The organism is Paractinoplanes ovalisporus (assembly GCF_016834655.1).
Classification (GTDB): domain Bacteria; phylum Actinomycetota; class Actinomycetes; order Mycobacteriales; family Micromonosporaceae; genus Actinoplanes; species Actinoplanes ovalisporus.
In genome coordinates this window covers 25,423-42,483 of record NZ_JAENHP010000034.1, presented here as the reverse complement: position 1 = coordinate 42,483, position 17,061 = coordinate 25,423, and the positions used below count along the sequence as shown (strand labels likewise).

Annotated in this window: 16 protein-coding genes and 1 pseudogene; 11 read left to right on the top strand and 6 right to left on the bottom strand. The window is 71.4% G+C overall.

Going from position 1 to position 17,061, the window contains the following annotated elements; all coding sequences use genetic code 11:
• Positions 1-26: 26 nt before the first annotated feature.
• From JIG36_RS48270 to JIG36_RS48260, 3 genes are all read right to left on the bottom strand, one after another.
• Positions 27-2,273, bottom strand: coding sequence for an exo-beta-d-1,3/1,6-glucosidase (locus JIG36_RS48270; protein WP_203383677.1), 2,247 nt, complete (start codon positions 2,271-2,273; stop codon positions 27-29).
• Positions 2,274-2,387: 114 nt separating this feature from the next.
• Positions 2,388-2,621 (bottom strand): hypothetical protein, encoded by a 234-nt coding sequence (locus tag JIG36_RS48265; protein WP_236049887.1) that lies wholly within the window; start codon positions 2,619-2,621, stop codon positions 2,388-2,390.
• A gap of 13 nt (positions 2,622-2,634) precedes the next feature.
• Positions 2,635-3,318 carry an SDR family NAD(P)-dependent oxidoreductase gene (locus JIG36_RS48260; RefSeq protein ID WP_203383675.1) on the bottom strand — a complete coding sequence of 228 codons (684 nt, stop codon included), beginning with the start codon at positions 3,316-3,318 and terminating at the stop codon, positions 2,635-2,637.
• Positions 3,319-3,403: 85 nt separating this feature from the next.
• Between JIG36_RS48260 and JIG36_RS48255 the strand changes: the two genes are divergently transcribed.
• Positions 3,404-4,219 carry a helix-turn-helix transcriptional regulator gene (locus JIG36_RS48255; protein WP_203383674.1) on the top strand — a complete coding sequence of 272 codons (816 nt, stop codon included), beginning with the start codon at positions 3,404-3,406 and terminating at the stop codon, positions 4,217-4,219.
• On the opposite strand, the gene JIG36_RS48250 is transcribed toward JIG36_RS48255, so the two are convergent.
• Entirely contained in the window at positions 4,147-4,887 is a 741-nt protein-coding gene (locus JIG36_RS48250) for a Crp/Fnr family transcriptional regulator (protein WP_203383673.1), read from the bottom strand. The two genes, JIG36_RS48255 and JIG36_RS48250, sit on opposite strands and share 73 nt — an antisense overlap.
• Positions 4,888-5,039: 152 nt before the next feature.
• Here JIG36_RS48250 and argC point away from each other — a divergent pair, with 152 nt between their 5' ends.
• The 8 genes and pseudogenes from argC to argH all read left to right on the top strand — a co-directional run bounded on the left by argC (position 5,040) and on the right by argH (position 12,449).
• The gene (argC, locus tag JIG36_RS48245; RefSeq protein WP_203383672.1) at positions 5,040-6,041 is read left to right on the top strand and encodes an N-acetyl-gamma-glutamyl-phosphate reductase; all 1,002 of its coding nucleotides are present in this window, start codon (positions 5,040-5,042) and stop codon (positions 6,039-6,041) included.
• Positions 6,038-7,210: a bifunctional glutamate N-acetyltransferase/amino-acid acetyltransferase ArgJ gene (gene argJ / locus JIG36_RS48240; RefSeq protein ID WP_203383671.1), complete on the top strand. Its 1,173-nt coding sequence runs from the start codon at positions 6,038-6,040 to the stop codon at positions 7,208-7,210. Before argC ends, argJ begins: the two co-directional genes overlap by 4 nt.
• Positions 7,207-8,127, top strand: a complete 921-nt coding sequence (argB, locus tag JIG36_RS48235) for an acetylglutamate kinase (protein ID WP_203383670.1) — start codon at positions 7,207-7,209, stop codon at positions 8,125-8,127. Before argJ ends, argB begins: the two co-directional genes overlap by 4 nt.
• Complete coding sequence (locus JIG36_RS48230) at positions 8,124-9,281, top strand: acetylornithine transaminase (protein ID WP_203383669.1); 1,158 nt, start codon at positions 8,124-8,126, stop codon at positions 9,279-9,281. Before argB ends, JIG36_RS48230 begins: the two co-directional genes overlap by 4 nt.
• Positions 9,278-10,216: an ornithine carbamoyltransferase gene (argF, locus tag JIG36_RS48225; RefSeq protein ID WP_203383668.1), complete on the top strand. Its 939-nt coding sequence runs from the start codon at positions 9,278-9,280 to the stop codon at positions 10,214-10,216. The genes JIG36_RS48230 and argF overlap by 4 nt, the downstream gene beginning before the upstream one ends.
• Positions 10,217-10,300: 84 nt before the next feature.
• Positions 10,301-10,804: an arginine repressor gene (locus JIG36_RS48220; protein WP_203383667.1), complete on the top strand. Its 504-nt coding sequence runs from the start codon at positions 10,301-10,303 to the stop codon at positions 10,802-10,804.
• A gap of 26 nt (positions 10,805-10,830) precedes the next feature.
• Positions 10,831-10,956: pseudogene (locus tag JIG36_RS48215) on the top strand (argininosuccinate synthase); the annotation flags it as partial.
• A gap of 71 nt (positions 10,957-11,027) precedes the next feature.
• Positions 11,028-12,449, top strand: coding sequence for an argininosuccinate lyase (gene argH, locus JIG36_RS48210; protein WP_203383666.1), 1,422 nt, complete (start codon positions 11,028-11,030; stop codon positions 12,447-12,449).
• Positions 12,450-12,513: 64 nt separating this feature from the next.
• Here the strand turns inward: argH and JIG36_RS48205 are convergent, their stop codons facing one another.
• Together JIG36_RS48205 and JIG36_RS48200 are read right to left on the bottom strand one after the other, a co-directional pair.
• Positions 12,514-13,902: a hypothetical protein gene (locus tag JIG36_RS48205; protein ID WP_203383665.1), complete on the bottom strand. Its 1,389-nt coding sequence runs from the start codon at positions 13,900-13,902 to the stop codon at positions 12,514-12,516.
• Positions 13,899-14,408 carry a SigE family RNA polymerase sigma factor gene (locus tag JIG36_RS48200; protein WP_203383664.1) on the bottom strand — a complete coding sequence of 170 codons (510 nt, stop codon included), beginning with the start codon at positions 14,406-14,408 and terminating at the stop codon, positions 13,899-13,901. Before JIG36_RS48200 ends, JIG36_RS48205 begins: the two co-directional genes overlap by 4 nt.
• A 174-nt stretch (positions 14,409-14,582) precedes the next feature.
• Between JIG36_RS48200 and JIG36_RS48195 the strand changes: the two genes are divergently transcribed.
• Together JIG36_RS48195 and JIG36_RS48190 are read left to right on the top strand one after the other, a co-directional pair.
• On the top strand, positions 14,583-15,902 hold the full coding sequence (locus JIG36_RS48195) for an FUSC family protein (RefSeq protein ID WP_203383663.1): 1,320 nt from the start codon (positions 14,583-14,585) through the stop codon (positions 15,900-15,902).
• Positions 15,903-16,412: 510 nt separating this feature from the next.
• Positions 16,413-17,018 (top strand): response regulator transcription factor, encoded by a 606-nt coding sequence (locus JIG36_RS48190; protein ID WP_203383662.1) that lies wholly within the window; start codon positions 16,413-16,415, stop codon positions 17,016-17,018.
• The last annotated feature ends 43 nt before the right edge of the window (positions 17,019-17,061 follow it).

The following is a 17,061-nucleotide window of genomic DNA, read 5'->3' as shown; positions in this document are numbered from 1 at the left end:
GACAGAAGGCGGGGAACCGGAAAGGGTCAGACGATCGTGAACCCCGCCCGCAGCAGGTCGCGCTCGCGGGAGCTCGGGCCGACCAGCAGCTCGAACTCGCCCGGCTCGACGACCCGGCGGCCGTCCGCGGTCACCAGTGAGCAGTCCGCCGCCGGCAGCTCGAGGTCGACCGTGACGCTCTCGCCCGGCGGCACCGAGACCTGCTTGTACGCCTTCAGCTCGCGGCCGGCCCACGTCACCGAGGTGACCAGGTCGCTGATGTAGACCTGCACCGTCTCGAGCGCCGGGCGCGAACCGCTGTTGGTCAGCGTGACCGTGGCCCGCACGGTGTCCGACGCCGCGACCTGCGGCGTGGTGACGGTCAGTTCCCCGTACGAAATCGTGGTGTAGGAAAGCCCCTCACCGAACGCGAAGAGCGGGTCCTGCGTCAGGTCGGCGTAGCGGCTGCCGTGCTGGCCGCGGATGGTGTTGTAGTAGACCGGCTGCTGCCCGACGTGCCGCGCCACCGACAAGGGCAGGCGGCCGCTCGGGTCGATGAGGCCCAGCACCAGTTCGGCGATGGCCCGGCCGCCGCGCATGCCCGGGTTGAAGGCCTGGATGATCGCGGCCGCGTTCAGCGCCGACGGGGGCAGGACGGTCGGCTTCGAGTTGACCAGCACCACGATCATCGGGGTCTTGGTGGCGGCGATCGCGTCGAGCAGGGCGATCTGGCCGCCCTGCAGCTCCAGCGTCGCGGTCGACTTGTGCTCGCCGGTCAGGTTCACCGTGTCGCCGATGACCACCACCGCGAAGTCGGCGCGGACCGCCTTGTCGCGGGCCACGTCGATCATGTGGTGGTCGACCGGGGCGCCCTGCGAGATCGGCGGGCGGGGCTGGCCGTCGGGGTAGGTGTCACCCTCGGGGTCGGACACCAGCCGCTCGATCTCGGCGCCGCGGGCGTGTTCGATCACCCAGCCCTCGGGGGCGACCGCCTTGAAGCCGTCGAGCACGGTCTCGGTCAGCTCGCGCGGGTGGCCGTCGGGCAGCCAGTCGACCTGGCCCGAGTCGCCCGCCCAGTCACCGAGCTGGGCCGAGACGTCGTCGGCGTTGGGGCCGACCACCGCGATGCGGCGGAACTTGTGGGCGGGGTCGATCGGCAGCACGCCGTCGTTCTTGAGCAGCACGAGCGAGCGCCGGGCCACCTCGAGGTTGAGCTCCGCGTGCTCCGCCGCCCCGATCACGGTGTCGATCAGCGTGGGCGAGGGTGCGCGCGGGTCTTCGAACAGGCCCAGTTCGAACTTGAGGCGCAGGATCCGGCGTACGGCGTCGTCGATCTCCTCCTCGGCCAGCAGGCCGCGCTCGACCGCCTCCTGGGCGCCCTCGAAGAAGCCCGGGGTGACCATGACCAGGTCGTTGCCGGCCTTGACGGCCACCGCGGCCGCCTCCGCGTAGTCGGCGCAGACCTTCTGCTCCCAGACCATGCGGCCGACGTTGTCCCAGTCGGTCACCAGCGTGCCGGTGAAGCCCCACTCCTGCTTGAGCACGTCGTTGAGCAGCCACTTGTTGGCCGTGATGGGCACGCCGTCCATCGACTGGTAGCCGAGCATGAAGACCCGGCAGCCCTCCTTGGCGACCCGCTCGAACGGCGGGAGGAACCAGGAGCGCAGCTTGCGCGGGCTGATGTCGGCCTCGCTGGCGTCGCGGCCGCCCTGGGTCTCGGAGTAGCCGGCGAAGTGCTTGGCCGTGGCCAGGATCGCGGTCGGGTCGTCGAGGCCGCCACCCTGGTAGCCGCGGATCATCGCCGAGCCCAGCTCGCCGATGAGGAACGGGTCTTCGCCGAACGTCTCGTCGACCCGGCCCCAGCGCAGGTCACGCGTGATGCACAGGACGGGGGAGAAGGTCCAGTGGATGCCGGTGGCGGCCACCTCGACGGCGGTCACCCGGGCGACCCGCTCGAGCAGGTCGGCGTCCCAGCTGGCGGCCATGCCGAGCTGGGTCGGGAAGATCGTGGCGCCCGGCCAGAACGAGTGGCCGTGGATGCAGTCCTCCGCGGTGAGCAGCGGGATCTGCAGCCGCGTCTTGGCGACCAGATCGATCGCCTCGAGCATCTTGGCCGGCGAGGTGTGCAGGATCGAGCCCGCCAGCTTCTCGCTCACGATCTCCTTCACGTCGCCCCGGGCATCGAGCTGGAGCATCTGCCCGACCTTCTCGGGCAGGGTCATCCTGCTCAGCAGGTCGTCGACCCGCTGGTCGACGGGCAGTGAAGGATCCCGGTACGGGACGTCAGCAGGCACGAGCGCCTCCGGTCGTCATGACCGCGGTGGCACGGTCTGCGAAACACGAACAACCGGGAGTCTTCCAGCCCGGAACCGGTTACGGGAGACCGGTACGGTTCCGGAACTTTTCACTTAGTTGTCAGAATCGCTCTCATCGATGCTCGGGACCTCGATGCCGGCCGCCTCCAGAGCGTCCAGCCGGGCCTCCTGGGCCTCCTTCTCGCGCTCGGCGAGGGCGGCGTATTCCACCAGCACGGACGGGTCGTCGGTGTCTTCGAGGCGGTCGAAGAAGCGCTGGGTGGTGCGGACCGCCTCGGCGTACGCCAGGGCGGTCTCTCGGAGGGCAATGATCGTCTTGTCAGCCATGCGTGAAGTCATATCACCACGGCAGGCTCCCGGCGCGGTCGAAGAAGCCGCCGGTCGGGCCGTCGGGGCCGATCTGGGCCAGCCGGACGACGGCCTCGGCGCCCTCCTGCACCGTCTGGGTGCCCTGGTGCCGGTTGAAGTCGGTGGCGGTGAACCCCGGGTCGATGCAGTTGACCCGGAAGCGCGGCAGACCCTTCGCATACTGCACCGTGGCCATGTTCACGCCGGCCTTGGCCGCGCCGTAGGCCAGCGGAATGATCTGCGAGGCGATCGACTCCGGGTCGGTCGCCAGGTGGAGCGACCCGAGGCCGCTGCTCACGTTGACGATGACCGGGCGGTCCGACTTCTCCAGCAGCGGCAGGAACGCGTGCGTGACCCGGATCACGCCGAACAGGTTGGTCTCGAACATCGGCCGGACCAGATCCGGGGTCACCGCCTCGACCGGGTCCAGCGGCCCGGGCACGCCCGCGTTGTTGACGAGCACGTCGAGCGCGCCGACGGTGGCGACGGCGGCCGCCACCGAGGCGTCGTCGGTCACGTCCAGCTGCACAAAACGCCCGCCCAGCTCCCGGGCGGCGGCCTCGCCCCGCTCACGGTCGCGGGCGGCCATCCAGACGTCGTGGCCCGCGGCCAGCAACTGCTTGGCCGTCTCGAAGCCGATTCCCTTGTTGGCGCCGGTGATCAATGTCGTGGTCATGGATCGACTGTGCGGCGGCCCGCGGTGGCGCAGAAGGCACTGCCAGTACCAGGTAAAAGCGGGCGGGGCGGGTCAGAGTGGGGAGATGACAACCGAGTTCGCGCGGGCCGTCCGGCGCTTCCGGGAAAGGCTCACCCCGGCCGAGGCCGGCCTGATGGCGGGCGGCCGCCGCCGCTCGCCCGGCCTGCGCCGCGAGGAGCTGGGGCGCCTGGCCGGCATCTCGGTCGACTATGTCAACCGCCTCGAACAGGGCCGGGCCACCGCGCCGTCGCCGCAGGTGGTGGAGGCCCTGTGCCGGGCCTTGCGGCTCGACGCGGCCGAACGCGAGAACCTGTTCGAGCTGGCCGGCCTGCGGGCGCCCGGCCGCGGCACGGTCCCGGGTCACCTCACGCCCGGGGTGCAACGCCTGCTCGACCGCCTCTCGGGGACGCCGGTGGCCGTCTTCGACGCCGCCTGGAACCTGCTCGTCGCCAACGACCTGTGGCTGGCCCTGGCCGGCGGGCCGCCCGACCGCAACGTCGCCCGGGTGCACTTCCTGGGCGACGTCGCGGTGCGGGTGCACCACACGGCCGAAGACCTCGCCGCCTTCGAGGCGGCCACGGTCGCCGACCTGCGCGCCGCCGCCGCGAGATACCCGGCCGACGCCGGCCTGCGCGACCTGATCGCCGAGCTGCGCGCGGCCAGCCCCACGTTCGCCGCCCTGTGGGACTGCGCCCCCGCCGGCACCCACGCGTCGAGCCGCAAGACGGTCGTGCACCCGCAGGTGGGCGCGATGGAGCTCGACTGCGACGTGCTCACCGTGCCCGGCAGCGACGTGCGGATCGTCGCCTACACGGCCGCTCCCGACTCCGAGGCCGCCTCGCGCCTCGCCCTCCTGGAGGTGCTCGGCGTCTCGGCCTGAGCGCGGAGCGCGGCGAGATCCCAGACGGTGATCCGCCCGTAGCGGGTGGAGACCACCCGTGCGTCGCGCAGCTCGCGCAGAGCCTGGTGGATCGACGCGTCGGCGACCCCGCAGAGCGACGCCAGTTCCGGCTGGGTCAGCCGGACCCCGACCTCGACGGCGCTCTCCCCGAGCCGGCGGCCGTGCACCTCGGCCAGCTCGGTCAGGACGCGGGCGAGACGCGTCCGAACCGGGTAGGCCGAGAAGTCGACGCAGCGCCGGTTCGACCGGTGCAGCCGGTCGCAGGCCACGGCGGCCAGGGCTACCGCGGCGTCGGCGTGGGCGGTCAGGAACGGCGCGAACTCGCGGTTGGCGATGACCCGGACGACGCCCGGGCCGGCCATGGTGACGGTGGCGCAGCGCGGTGACCCGCTCAGCGCCGACATCTCGCCGATCAGGTCGCCCTCGACCCGGATGGACAGGAGCACGGTGGGTCCGCCGGTCACCTTGGCCACCCCGTGCCGGACGATCACCACGTACGACTCGCGGGCGCCCTCCCGCATCAGGACGTGACCCGCCGGCGCCGGCTGCTCGACGCCCAGCGCGAGAAGTGCGGCCGCGGTCGGCCCGTTGAGCCGGGCCAGCAGCGTTCCGGGGGCGGTCAGAGAGGATGCGTCGAAGTTCCCCATGCTTCGAGGACACCGGATCCGCGCCGGAGCGACCAGATGAAAGTGCGGTTTTGTGACGCGGCGGACGCGGAGAGGCAACTCGCGGAGGAAGGGTGTTGTCGGCGGCGAGTGCGGGTTGATACGGTCTTCTGCATAGTCATGCGGAGGTTGGTATGGGAATTCGTGTCGCGGTTGCGGGGGCCAGTGGTTATGCGGGGGGTGAGCTGCTGCGTCTGCTCGCGGGGCATCCCGAGTTCGACCTCGTGGCCGCCACGGCGCATTCGCAGGCCGGGGCGCACGTCACCGCCGTACACCCGCAACTGGCCGGTCTCGACCTCACGCTGAGCGCGACCGACGCGGCGAGCCTGAGCGACGCCGACCTGGTGTTTCTCGCCCTGCCGCACGGGCAGTCGGCGGCCGTGGCGGCCCAGCTCCCCGAGTCGGTGAAGATCGTCGACCTGGGGGCCGACTTCCGCCTGCGCGACGCGGCGCTCTGGGAGCGGTATTACGGGGGTGCCCACGCCGGCACGTGGACCTACGGTCTGCCCGAGCTTCCCGGCCGGCGCGAGCTGATCAAGGCGTCCGACCGGGTCGCGAACACGGGTTGTTATGCGGCCACCATCACCCTCGCGCTGGCGCCTCTGATCGCGGCCGGGCTTGCTGACCCGGCCGACGTGGTCGTGGTGGCCAGCTCCGGCACGTCCGGCGCCGGCCGCAGCGCGAAGGTGAACCTGCTGGCCAGCGAGGTCATGGGTGACCTCTCGCCCTACAAGGTGGGCGCCCACCAGCATGTCCCCGAGATCAAGCAGGCCACCGGGGCGACGTCGCTGTCGATGACCCCGGTGCTGGCGCCGATGCCGCGCGGCATCCTGGCCACCGTCACGGCCCGTCGCCTGACCGGCGGTGACCCGCGCGAGGTTCTGGCCGCCGCCTATGCGGACGAGCCCTTCGTCCATGTCCTCCCGGAGGGCTCCTGGCCGCACACGGCCGCGACCTCGGGGTCCAACTCGTGCCATCTGCAGGCCACGGTCGACGTCGACTCCGGCCGCCTCATCGTCGTCAGCGCGCTCGACAACCTCGGCAAGGGCGCGGCCGGCCAGGCCGTGCAGTGCGCAAATCTCATGTCCGGCCTGCCCGAGACGATGGGCCTGTCCGTGTTCGGAGTCGCACCGTGACCGTTACCCACCCCAAGGGCTTCCGGGCCTCCGGCGTCGCCGCCGGTCTCAAGCCCACCGGCAACCTCGACGTCGCCCTGGTCGTCAACGACGGCCCCGACTTCACCGCCGCGGGCGTCTTCACCGGCAACCGGGTCAAGGCCGCGCCCGTGCTCTGGAGCCAGCAGGTGCTCAAGGGCGGCATCGTGCGGGCCGTCGTGCTCAACTCCGGCGGCGCCAACGCGTGCACCGGCAGCCAGGGCTTCCGCGACACCCACGCCACCGCCGAGCACACCGCAGCCGTGCTCCGCGGCGGCCCCAAGCCCCAGCTGATCGGGGCCGGTGACGTCGCGGTCTGCTCGACCGGCCTGATCGGCGAGCTGCTGCCGATGGACAAGCTGCTGCCCGGCGTCAGCAATGCGGCGAAGGCGCTGGACAACGACGGTGGCGCCAGGGCCGCTGAGGCGATCATGACGACCGACACCGTCGCCAAGAACGCTGTCGTCCAAGGCGAGGGCTGGTCGGTCGGCGGCATGGCCAAGGGCGCCGGCATGCTCGCCCCGGCCCTGGCCACCATGCTCGTCGTGATCACCACCGACGCCAGCGCCGACAACGAGGTGCTCGACGCGGCCCTGCGCGAGGCGACCCGGCTGACCTTCGACCGGATCGACGCCGACGGCTGCATGTCGACCAACGACACCGTGCTGCTGCTGGCCAGCGGCGCCTCCGACGTGCAGCCCACGCCCGAAGAGCTGACCGCGGCGGTCACCGAGGTCTGCCACGACCTGGCCCAGCAGCTGATCGCCGACGCCGAGGGCGCCACCAAACACGTCGCGATCGAGGTCAAGGGCGCGGCCAGCGAGGCCGACGCGGTCGAGGTGGGCCGCACGGTGGCCGGCAACAACCTGGTCAAGACGGCGCTGTTCGGCAACGACCCGAACTGGGGGCGCATCCTGGCCGCGGTCGGGACCACCCAGGCGCGCTTCGAGCCCGACCGGGTCGACGTGGCGATCAACGACGTGTGGATCTGCAAGGGCGGGGCGGCCGCGGAAGACCGGTCCAAGGTCGATCTCTCCGGGCGCGACGTGACGATCACGATCAACCTGCGCGAGGGCGAGATGGAAGCGACGATCTGGACCACCGACCTGTCGCACGCCTACGTGCACGAAAACTCGGCGTACTCCTCGTGAGCACGGAGAAGCTGAGCACGGAGAAAGCGGAAGTTCTCGTCGAAGCCCTCCCGTGGCTGGAGAAGTTCCACGGCGCCACCATCGTGATCAAGTACGGCGGCAACGCCATGATCAATCCCGAGCTGCAGCAGGCCTTTGCGGCCGACATGGCGTTCCTGCGCTACGCGGGAATCAAGCCGGTCGTCGTGCACGGCGGCGGTCCCCAGATCAGCCGGATGCTCGACCGCTTCGGCATCGAGAGCGAGTTCCGCGGCGGCCTGCGGGTCACCACCCCCGAGGCGATGGAGGTCGTCCGGATGGTGCTGACCGGCCAGGTCGGCCGTGAGCTGGTCGGGCTGATCAACCGCCACGGCCCGCTCGCCGTCGGGCTCTCCGGTGAAGACGCCCACCTGTTCACCGCCGTACGGCGCGGGGCCCTGATCGACGGCGAAGAGGTCGACATCGGCCTGGTCGGCGACGTCGACCGCGTCGACACCTCGGCCGTGACCGACCTCATCGCGGCCGGCCGCATCCCGGTCATCGCCAGCGTCGCGCCCGACGCCGAGGGCGTGGTGCACAACGTGAACGCCGACACCGCCGCCGCCGCGCTGGCCGAGGCGCTGGGCGCTCAGAAGCTGGTCGTGCTCACCGACGTGCCCGGCCTCTACACCGACTGGCCCGACACGTCGTCGCTGGTCAGCGAGATCGACGCCGACGCCCTGGCCATGCTGCTGCCCCGGCTCGAGTCGGGCATGGTCCCCAAGATGGAGGCCTGCCTGCGAGCCGTCCGCGGTGGCGTCCCGGCGGCGCACGTCATCGACGGCCGCGTCGCCCACTCGACTCTGCTCGAAGTTTTCACCCCGGAAGGAATAGGAACGATGGTGGTCACCCCCCGTCCAACCACCCCGCCGCCACCCAAGAACGGACTAAAGGCATGAGTCCCTCGCTCATCGAGCGCTGGTCCCACGCGGGCATGAACAACTACGGCGCCCCGCAGGCCGCCTTCGTACGCGGCGAGGGCGCGGTGATCACCGACGAGAACGGCAAGCAGTTCGTCGACTTCCTCGGCGGCATCGCGGTGAACGCGCTCGGCCACGCCCACCCGGCCGTGGTCGCCGCCGTCACCCAGCAGGTGCAGCAGCTGGGGCACGTGTCCAACTTCTACGTCGCCGAGCCGCCGGTCGCGCTGGCCGAGCTGCTGCTCGCGCTGGCCGGGCGGTCCGGGCGGGTCGTCTTCACCAACTCGGGCGCCGAGGCCAACGAGGCCGCCTTCAAGATCTCCCGCCTGACCGGCCGCACGCACGTGGTCGCGACCCACGGCGGGTTCCACGGCCGGACCATGGGCGCCTTGGCGTTGACCGGCCAACCGGCCAAATCGGACCCGTTCCGGCCGCTGCCGGGCGAGGTTACACATACGACATTTGGCGATCTGTCCGAATTGCGAGCGGCGGTGACCGCGGAGACGGCCATGGTCATCTTGGAGCCCATCCAGGGTGAGAACGGTGTCGTGGTCCCGCCCGCGGGCTATCTGGCGGGCGCGCGGGAAATTTGCGACAAAGCGGGCGCGCTGCTGGTGCTCGACGAGGTGCAGACGGGCATCGGCCGTACGGGACACTGGTTCCACCACCAGAGCGAAGGCGTCGAGCCCGACCTCATCACCCTGGCCAAGGGCCTCGGCGGCGGCCTGCCGATCGGCGCGTGCGTCGCGTTCGGCCGGGCCGCCGAGCTGTTCACCCCCGGCTCGCACGGCACCACGTTCGGCGGCAACCCGATCTCGTGCGCGGCCGGCCTCGCCGTGATCCGCACGATCGCCGGCGAGGGCCTGCTCGACCACGTCAAGCGGGTCGGCGAGCAGCTGCGCCACGGCATCGAAGGTCTCAACCACCCGCTGATCAAGAACGTACGCGGCGCCGGTCTGCTGCTCGGGATCGTGCTCACCGAGCCCGAGGCCGCCCGCGTCGCCGCCGCCCTGAAGGAGGCCGGGTTCCTCGTGAACGCCCCCCAGCCCGACGTCATCCGGCTCGCCCCGCCGCTGATCATCAGCACCGGGCAGGCCGACGCCCTCATCGAGGCCCTGGCGGGTGCGCTGTGACCACCCGGCATTTCCTGCGCGACGACGACCTGACCCCCGAGGAGCAGAACGCCGTCCTCGACCTGGCCGCCGAGATGAAGGCCGACCGGTTCCGCCACCGGCCGCTGGAGGGCCCGCGTTCGGTCGCGGTCTTCTTCGACAAGGTCAGCCTGCGGACCCGGCTCTCGTTCGAGGCCGGCATCGCCGAGCTGGGCGGTCAGCCGATGATCGTGGACACCCACGCCACCCACTTCGGGCGGGGCGAGACGCTCAGCGACGCCGGCCGGGTGGTGTCCCGTTACGTCTCGGCCATGGTCTTCCGCACCACCGGCGACGAACGGCTCACCGAGCTGGCGTCCGACGTGAACGTCCCGGTGATCAACGCGCTGACCGACGGGTTCCACCCCTGCCAGCTGCTGGCCGACCTGCTGACCATCCGCGAGCGCCTCGGAACGGCCAAGGGCCGCAAGCTCGCGTACGTGGGAGACGCGGCCAACAACATGGCCCACTCCTACCTCCTCGCGGGGGCGACGGCGGGCATGCACGTACGTGTGGCCGCTCCTTCCGGTTTTGATCCGTCCGCGGTCGTGGTGTCGCGCGCGGCCGAGATCGCGGCCTGGACCGGCGGTTCGGTCGAGGTGCTGCGTGACCCGTTCGAGGCGGCCGACGGCGTCGACGTGATCGCCACCGACACGTGGACCTCGATGGGCCAGGAGGACGACGGGCGCGACCGGCTCACCCCGTTCTGGCCCTACCAGGTCAACGCCAAGCTGCTCGGCGCGGCCGCCGAGGGCGCGATAGTGCTGCACTGCCTGCCCGCGCACCGCGGTGAAGAGATCACCGACGACGTCATGGACGGATCGCAGAGTGCCGTCTTCGACCAGGCCGAAAACAGGCTGCACGCCCAGAAGGCGCTGCTGGCCTGGCTCCTGGCGGTGAACGAGGACGCGTCATGACCGCCCCGGCGAAGCGACACGGCCGGAACGAGGACGCGTCATGACCGCCGCGGCGAGGCGGCTCGGCCGGAACGGGGAAGCGTCATGACCGGGCCGGTGACCCGGGCCGGGCGGCACGCGCGGATTGTCGACCTGATCCGCGACCAGGAGATCCGCTCCCAGACCGAGCTGGCTGAGAAGCTGGCCGGCTGGGACGTGGTGGTCACCCAGGCCACCCTCTCGCGTGACCTGGAGGAGCTGGGTGCGGTCAAGGTCAGCGGCTCCTACCTCATCCCCGAGGACGGCAAGCGGCCCCTGCGCGAGACCACCGAGCAGGGCCCGGCGCGACTGCTGCGGCTGCTGCGCGAACTGCTCACCGGCGTCGACTCCAGCGGCAACATCGCCGTGCTGCGCACCCCGCCCGGCGCCGCGCACTTCCTGGCCAGCGCCCTCGACCGGGCCGGGCTGACCGACGTGGTCGGCACCATCGCCGGCGACGACACGATCTTCGTCGTGGCCCGCGAGGTCACCGGGGGCAAGGCGCTGGCGGCCAAGCTCGCCGAGTGGGCCGGCCACCACAGCGACGCGTCCGAGGGGAGCCACCCGTGACCGAGCGCGTCGTGGTGGACGCCCGCGACTTCGGGCTGGCCACCTACGACACCGGCGACACGTTCGACCAGCGGCTGGCCAAGGGATTCGTGCAGCTGTGGGGCCTGCCGTCACGCATGGCGTCGGCCCGCGACCAGCGGCTGGCAGACTGAGCAGCCGGACGGGCAGCCGTCCAGGAAAGAACGACCGGGCCGCCCCCGCGCGGGCCCGCCGAAGGGAAGCAATGACCGAAAAGACTTCGCTGTGGGGTGGCCGGTTCGCCGGTGGTCCCGCCGACGCCCTGGCCCGCCTGTCGGTGAGTGTCCAGTTCGACTGGCGCCTCGCCCCGTACGACATCGCCGGTTCGCGGGCCCACGCCCGGGTGCTGGCGGCGGCCGGGCTGCTCGACCCCGACGAGCTGGGCCAGATGCTGGCCGCCCTCGACGACCTCGAGGCGGCCTGCGCGTCCGGCGAGTTCCGGCCGACCATAGACGACGAGGACGTGCACACCGCCCTCGAGCGCGGCCTGCTGGAACGTCTCGGCGCGCTCGGCGGCAAGCTGCGGGCCGGCCGCTCCCGCAACGACCAGGTCGCCACCGACCTGCGGCTCTACATGCGTGACCACGCCCGCGGGGTGGCGGTGGCGCTGGTCGAGCTGGCCGACGCGCTGACCGAGCAGGCGGCCCGCAACGTGGACACGCCCGCGCCCGGTCTCACCCACGTGCAGCACGCCCAGCCGGTCTCGTTCGGCCACTGGCTGCTCGCGCACGTGCAGCCGCTGCTGCGTGACCTCGACCGGATGAAGGACTGGGACACCCGTACGGCGGTCTCGCCCCTCGGAAGCGGCGCGCTGGCCGGCTCGTCACTGCCGCTCGACCCGGCCGCCGTCGCCAAGGAACTGGGCTTCAAGGCGCCCGCGCCCAACTCGATGGACGCCGTGGCCGACCGCGACTTCGTGGCCGAGTTCCTGTTCATCACGTCGCTCATCGGGGTGCACCTGTCCCGCCTGGGCGAGGAGGTCGTGCTCTGGACGTCGACCGAGTTCGGCTGGGTCGAGCTCGACGACGCGTTCGCGACCGGGTCGTCGATCATGCCGCAGAAGAAGAACGCGGACATCGCCGAACTGGCCCGCGGCAAGAGCGGTCGCCTGATCGGCGGGCTGGTCGCGGTGCTGACCATGCTCAAGGGCCTGCCGCTGACCTACGACCGCGACATGCAGGAGGACAAGGAGCCGGTCTTCGACGCGATCGAGACGCTCGAGCTGCTGCTGCCCGCGCTGGCCGGCATGGTGTCGACCATGACCGTGCGGGTCGACCGTCTCGCCGCGGCCGCGCCGGTCGGTTTCTCGCTGGCCACCGAGGTCGCCGACTGGCTGGTCCGCAAGGGCGTCCCGTTCCGCGACGCCCACGAGATCACCGGCAAGCTGGTCGCGCTCTGCTCGGTGCGCGAGTGCGAGCTGGAAGACCTGACCGACGACGACCTGAAGACGGTCAGCGAGCACCTCGACCCGTCGGTGCGGCAGGTGCTCACGGTCGAGTCGGCCCTCGCCTCCCGCACCACCCCCGGCTCCACCGGCCCCGGCCCGGTCGCCGACCAGCTGGCCCAGGTGCAGCACCACCTCGACACGTGGCGCCAGTGGGCGGTCGAGAAGGTCGTCCCGCGCTAACCGGCACAGACGCGACGAAGGAGCGGCCCGCGTGGTGGGCCGCTCCTTCGCTGTTTTCCGGCCGTCAGCCGACGACCCGGGTCTTCGGGGTGTCGCCGGGGATGCCGCCGGAGTCGTATTCGAACGGCGGTACGGGCGTGGTCCCCATTTCCGAGCCATTTTCCCCGTACGCCGTGACGTGCGCTTCCTCGGCCGGAGGCACCGACGCGGTGGCGGCTCCGGTCGCGTCCAGCGTGAGTTGCACCGGCGCGGCCGTGCCCTGCTGCATCGTCAGCCTGGTGGCGCCGGCCGGTCCCGTGACGATGACCGTGTCGGTGCGGTCGTCGCCGTCCTCGGCGCGCATCCGCCAGGCGATGGGCCGCTCGTCCGCGCCCTCGGCCGGCAGCAGCAGGCGCAGGTCCTGCCGGTAGGCGCCGGCCGCTCCGTGGAACGCGTACGCCAGCACGCCACCTCCCTGGGGGTGCACGGTCAGCAGCGCGGCCGGCTGCCCGTTGACCGTGCCCGTCCAGCGGACGGTGAGCGCCGTCCCGTCGGCGCCGATCCGGGCGTCCTGCAGAGCGGCGTTGGCCCAGCGGGTCAGGGTCTCCAGGTCGAACGGGCGGCCGTTGCGGGCCTTGGCCACGGTGGCCTCGGGGAACTCGTCCAAGCGCTGCTCCGAGTTGCTCGACCAGCCGCCCCCGGCGCCACCCTCGTAGAGGATGTCGGCCCCGTCGGTGACCGTGATCTTGGTTTCGGGCGGCGACTTCACCGCGGGCAGCACCAGCTCGGCCAGCCCGGTTCCGGCCGGCTGCACGTCGGCCGGGTTGTGCTCGACCCGTCCGTCGGGGGTGTAGCGGAAGCCTTCGCTGACCGCGACCGTGGACCCCTGGGGCGCGACCACCACCAGCACGCCCGGGCCGTCGGCGCTGCGCTGCGAATACGTCATCACGGTCTCGCCGCCGTCGCTCCGCCCGCCCTCGGTCATCCGGCTCGCCGGCGACCCGGCCTCACCGTCGTACCAGATCAGCGCCCGATCTTCGAGGAAACCGAAGCGCAGCGGGACCAGCGCGAGCACGAGCCGGCGGTCGCCGACGTCCGCCGCGTACACGAACTGGATCTGGTTGCGGTCGGCGATGCGCCAGGTCTCGCCCGGGTCCTCGACGTCCTTGAACTGCCGGCGCATGTCTTCGAGGAACGCCTTGTCGCCGGCGAGCGAACCGCGGACCGGTCCCTGGTTCAGCACGGCGTTGAAACCGGCGACCGTGATGCCGGGCGCCCAGCCGGGCAGCGGCACCACCCCGGCCTGGACGCCCACGGCCGCGGCGACCACGACGGCCGCGCCGCCGATGCGGGCCCGGCGCTGGTTGCGGTGCCGGCGTTCGCGGCGCTCGAATCCGGTCCACGGGTCGCCGGTGTCACCCAGCATGTCCGCTTCGGCGGCCAGCGCGTCCTTCAGGAGGCTTTCGGTGTTCATGCGCGGGTCCTCTCCAGGGCGGGGGTGATCTGCTCGCGCAGGCGTTCGAGCCCGCGCGAGGCCTGGCTCTTGACGGTGCCGACCGAGCAGCCGAGCGTCTCGGCGATCTCGGTCTCGCCGAGGTCGCCGAAGTAGCGCAGCACCAGCACCGCCCGCATGCGCGGGGGCAGCGTGCGCAGCGCGGCGACGACCTGCTGCCGGTGCTCGACTGATCCGTACGGGTCGGTGATGGGCCCGTCGTTGGTCAGCAGCGGAACCTCGCTGACCCGCCGGCGGCGGCGCCACGACGTCGCGGTGTTCACCATCGCCCGGCGTACGTAGGCGACCGGCGCCTCCATCCGCGAGACGCGCGCCCACTTGCGGTGGGTCTTCTCCAGGGCGGCCTGGACCAGATCCTCGGCGTAGCCACGATCGCCGGTCAGCAGGTAGGCGAGCCGCACGAGCGGTCCCCACTGCTGCTCGACGAAGGCGCGGAAGCCGTCGTCCGCCGGTGTGTGTGATGACATGTTGTGCTCAACGCCGCCCGTCACCCAAAAGGTTGATTCAGCCTAGGCGTGCTCTGCCGTCACTCCGAGGCGCGCGACGGCCATCACATTCCTCTCATATCACCATCAGACGGGCTGGGCCCGGCTAACTTCGAAGGGAGTCGTAACTGTGGGTGAAGAGAGAAAGACAGAACGTTGTTCGAGTGGCTCGTCGTCGCCGGCGGCCTCGCGCTCTGCGCGGTGGTCGCAACGCTGCTGCGCCTCAAGGTCCGCCCCGCGGTCCACTCCGGTTACCACGCCATGCACGCGCGGGTCCGTCCGCATCTTCCGGAACGTCTGCGCCGCCTGACCCGCTGGTGTCTCGACCGGATCGACGGCGCCGCCGCCCGGACCGTGCTGGTGTCCGGCACCGCCGCCGGTCTGGCCTGGTTCGCGGCCAATCTGCTGCACCTGTCCGGCCCGGTGATCGCGGCGATCTCGGCGACCCTGTCGGTGCAGATCAGCTCGCACGCCTCGGTCCGCGAGGGCACGCAACGCCTGATCGCCACCGTCGCCGCGATCGGCGGGGCGGTCGGCGTCTGGCACTTCTTCGGCCTGCACTGGTGGTCGATCGCGGTGATCGCCGGCGGCGGCCTGGCCGCGGGCCGGTTGCTGCGGCTGGGCGACGGCGCGGTCGCGGTGCCGGCGACGTCGCTGGGCATCCTGGTCGCCGGCAGCACACTGACCGAGGCGTTCGTGTGGCAGCGGGTGGCAGCCACCGCCCTCGGCATCGTCGTCGGCGCGATCCTCTCACCGCTGGTCGGCGGGGAGACGCCGATCGAACGGGCCCGCGACCGGCTCGCCCACCTCTCGGCCGAGATCGCGCTGCTGCTCGGCGACCTGGGCGCCGGCGCCCGCGGCGGATACTCCCGCGACGAGGCGGCCGCGTGGCTGGCCCGTTCCCGCGAGCTGGACGAGGACCTGGCCGGCGCGGTCACCGCGGTCGACGACCTGAGCAAGCAGGCCCGCTGGTCGCTGACCACCCCGGTCGCCCGGGTCGTCCCGCTGCAGCAGACGCTGCGGGCCCTGGAACACGGGGTGCACCAGGTGAACTCGGTGGCCCGCTCGATGTTCGACGCGATCGCGACCCCGATGACCGCCGGCGTTCCCGAGCAGATCGGGCACGTGCTCACCACCGCCGCCGAGGCCTTCGCCGCGCACGCCGACCTGGTGTCGGACCCCGACACCGACTCCACCAAGGACGCCGGTCACCTCGACGACCTGCTGGCCAACCTGCGCGAGGCGCCCCGGCGCACGCTACGGACCGTACGCAGCGAGCTCGCCGACACCGGCGTGCTGGTCCTCACCGGCTCGATCATGAACGACGTCGACCGGATGGCCGGCTCACTGGCCCGCTCGGCCCCGGCCCTGACCGTCGGCGAACCCACCCCGGAGCCGGGCATCCCGGCCGTTTCCGAGGTGCTGCCCGCCGTGCGCCGCCTCTGGGAGAAGCGCCGCGACAACACCGCCGCCTGAGTTCCGTCCTCGGCGAGAGTGCTTGCCCGCCGCCTCTGAGAGAAGCCCCGCGAGGCATTAGGTCGTTGGCGGGAGTTGCTTGTCCGCCGTCTCTAAGGGAAGCGGCATGAGGCTTTCCGACCTTGGCGAGAGTGCTTGCCCGCCGCCCCTGCGGGAAGCCCCGCGAGGGCTTCCGTCCTTCATAGACGGTCACGAGATCGTTTCCTGGGCATTTCGGGCGGATTTCCGACTGTCCGATCAGGAGATCCGGTGCACTTGGGTCGTTTGATCGGCTAGGCCGGTCGCCCCACTGTGACGGAGACGTTACGGTGAGAAGGCGCCGGAGTGCGTGGGGCCGGTGGCACAAGTGTGCCGTGAGCTGGGTGCGAAGAAGTTTCTCAAAGGTCCGGGCCATCCGTTGACTCGACCGCGACGAATAGACAAGCAGGAGTACACAGGAACGAGCTTTGGGTGCCTGCCGGACACGAGGGTCCGGGCACGGGTGCTGGCGTCCATCGGCGAGGTGATGTGGTGATCCGGGTTGCGGTGGCCAGAGACGAGGGATATTTCGGCGTCCCCGTCCGTGCCCTGCTCGAGTCGAACCCCGACATGCATTTCATCGGCACGCTCCCGTTCGGCAACGATCTGCCGCAGGTGGCGTCCGAGATGTGGCCCTCCGTGATCGTCATCGACACGGAATACATGGTGAGTCAGGTGCTGCCCGTGGCCAACGCGGTGCGCACGGCCAACCCCTCCTGCGCGTTGCTGCTGCTCTGCGACCCCAACAAGCGGGGCATGCTGCCGCCGCGACATCGGTCCGGTCCGCTCAACTTTCTGCCCAAAGATGCTTCGGCGTCGCTTCTGGCCGATTCCGTACGGCGTCTGGCCGGCGGCGAGCGAGTGGTGTCACCGCGGCTGCAGACGGCTTCCCTGCTGACCGACAAGGGACTGACCACGCGCGAGCTCGAGGTGCTGGGGCTGGCCGCCGAGGGGGAGCCGGTCAAGGAGATCGCCCGCAAGTTGTTCCTCTCCGGCGGAACCGTGCGCAACTACCTGTCGGCCATCATCGCCAAAACGGGCGCCCGCAACCGCCTCGACGCGATCCGGATCGCCCGCAAGGACGGCTGGCTCCGCTGACACGAAAGCCGACCGCGAAACGGGCGGCGGAAAAGGCGGCAGG

Excerpts from the sequence above, each read along its gene's own strand:
- JIG36_RS48265 (WP_236049887.1), bottom strand. The coding sequence starts at position 2,621 with ATGGCTGACAAGACGATCATTGCCCTCCGAGAGACCGCCCTGGCGTAC.
- JIG36_RS48260 (WP_203383675.1), bottom strand. The coding sequence starts at position 3,318 with ATGACCACGACATTGATCACCGGCGCCAACAAGGGAATCGGCTTCGAG.
- JIG36_RS48255 (WP_203383674.1), top strand. The coding sequence starts at position 3,404 with ATGACAACCGAGTTCGCGCGGGCCGTCCGGCGCTTCCGGGAAAGGCTC.
- JIG36_RS48250 (WP_203383673.1), bottom strand. The coding sequence starts at position 4,887 with ATGGGGAACTTCGACGCATCCTCTCTGACCGCCCCCGGAACGCTGCTG.
- argC (WP_203383672.1), top strand. The coding sequence starts at position 5,040 with ATGGGAATTCGTGTCGCGGTTGCGGGGGCCAGTGGTTATGCGGGGGGT.
- JIG36_RS48230 (WP_203383669.1), top strand. The coding sequence starts at position 8,124 with ATGAGTCCCTCGCTCATCGAGCGCTGGTCCCACGCGGGCATGAACAAC.
- JIG36_RS48220 (WP_203383667.1), top strand. The coding sequence starts at position 10,301 with ATGACCGGGCCGGTGACCCGGGCCGGGCGGCACGCGCGGATTGTCGAC.
- argH (WP_203383666.1), top strand. The coding sequence starts at position 11,028 with ATGACCGAAAAGACTTCGCTGTGGGGTGGCCGGTTCGCCGGTGGTCCC.
- JIG36_RS48205 (WP_203383665.1), bottom strand. The coding sequence starts at position 13,902 with ATGAACACCGAAAGCCTCCTGAAGGACGCGCTGGCCGCCGAAGCGGAC.
- JIG36_RS48200 (WP_203383664.1), bottom strand. The coding sequence starts at position 14,408 with ATGTCATCACACACACCGGCGGACGACGGCTTCCGCGCCTTCGTCGAG.